This window comes from Candidatus Deferrimicrobiaceae bacterium (assembly GCA_035256765.1).
GTDB lineage: Bacteria > Desulfobacterota > Deferrimicrobia > Deferrimicrobiales > Deferrimicrobiaceae > CSP1-8.
This window is the reverse complement of the sequence record DATEXR010000027.1, coordinates 1-1,234: the sequence shown is the minus strand read 5'-3', so window position 1 is coordinate 1,234 and position 1,234 is coordinate 1. Positions and strand designations below refer to the sequence as shown.

Annotated in this window: 2 protein-coding genes; one reads left to right on the top strand and one right to left on the bottom strand. The window is 65.2% G+C overall.

All coding sequences use genetic code 11. The features are described from left to right. On the bottom strand, positions 1-425 hold a 425-nt coding region (locus tag VJ307_01050), incomplete at its 3' end, for a lipid II flippase MurJ (GenBank protein ID HJX72713.1). A 172-nt stretch (positions 426-597) separates the two neighbouring features. On the opposite strand from VJ307_01050, the gene VJ307_01045 reads away from it, so the two are divergent. Beyond that, positions 598-1,234 (top strand): P-loop NTPase (locus VJ307_01045; protein ID HJX72712.1); only part of this gene is annotated, 637 nt, incomplete at its 3' end.

Here is a 1,234-nt window from a genome sequence, read left to right as displayed (position 1 = left end):
GCGTACTGCACCGCCATGAGGAGGCCGCCGAGGTAGAAGAACAGCTGCGCCGGGAGGACGATCCGGGTGAGCCGCGCCGCGAGGTGGATCTGGTCCGGCGGGAAGCCCGGGGCGATGAGGGGGATCAGGCGCTCGGTGAGGAACTCGCCGAGGATGACGAAGAAGAGCATCGCGATCCCCATGACCGTGGCGATCGCGGAGAAAGAACGGTACCCCTCCTCTTCCCGGTTTTCCGCGATGGTCTTCGCGAAGATCGGAATGAAGGTGATCGAGAGGGCCCCCCCCGCCAGAAGGTAGTTCAGGAAATCGGGGATGGTGAAGGCGACGAAGTAGGCGTCCGTCTCCGGGGTCGCCCCGTGCTGGTAGGCGATCACCGCGTCCCGCGCGTACCCGAGGATGCGGCTAACGAATACCGACGCCATCATGACCGCCGCGGCGCGTCGTATCTGTCGCGAGGGCGATTGGGCCATCCTACTGACTATAATCGATGGGGGGGGAACGCTTCATCAAAAAAGGAGAATTTGACTCCGGTCAAGCCCGGGGCGTCTCTCCCGGTGGTATCATCGCTTAGAAAGGATGCAGCAAAAGGAGAATGCGATGTCCCTGTTCAAGAGGAAGGAAAGCCCGCCGGCCGCGACCGGGGAAGCCATCCTGTCGGCCCTCTCCGGCGTGATGGACCCGGAACTGGGAAGGGACCTGGTGAGTCTTTCCATGATCCGGAATGTGGCCGTATCCGGCGGGGACGTTTCCCTCGACCTCGTGCTCACCACGCCCGCCTGCCCGAAAAAGGCGGAGATGCAGGAGGCGGTGGAGAAGGCGGTGCTGTCGGTCCCCGGGGTCTCCTCGGTGGATGTCCGGGTCTCCGCGGACGTGAAGGCGGCGAAGGACCCGATGGAGGGAAGACGGCCCGTGGAGGGGGTGCGCAACATCGTGGCGGTCGCCTCCGGGAAGGGGGGGGTCGGCAAGTCGACGGTCAGCGCGAACATCGCGGTGGCGCTCCACAAGGCGGGGGCCCGGGTGGGGCTTCTGGACGCCGACATCTACGGACCGTCGGTCCCGACGCTGCTGAATCTGACGAAGCACCAGCTGATGGGCGAGAACGGGATGATCCTCCCCGCGGATGCCGGCGGGCTCAAGGTCCTCTCCATCGGGTTCATGCTCGAGGAGGACTCCCCGGTCATCTGGCGGGGCCCGATGCTCATGAAGGCGCTGGAGCAATTTCTCCACGGCACGA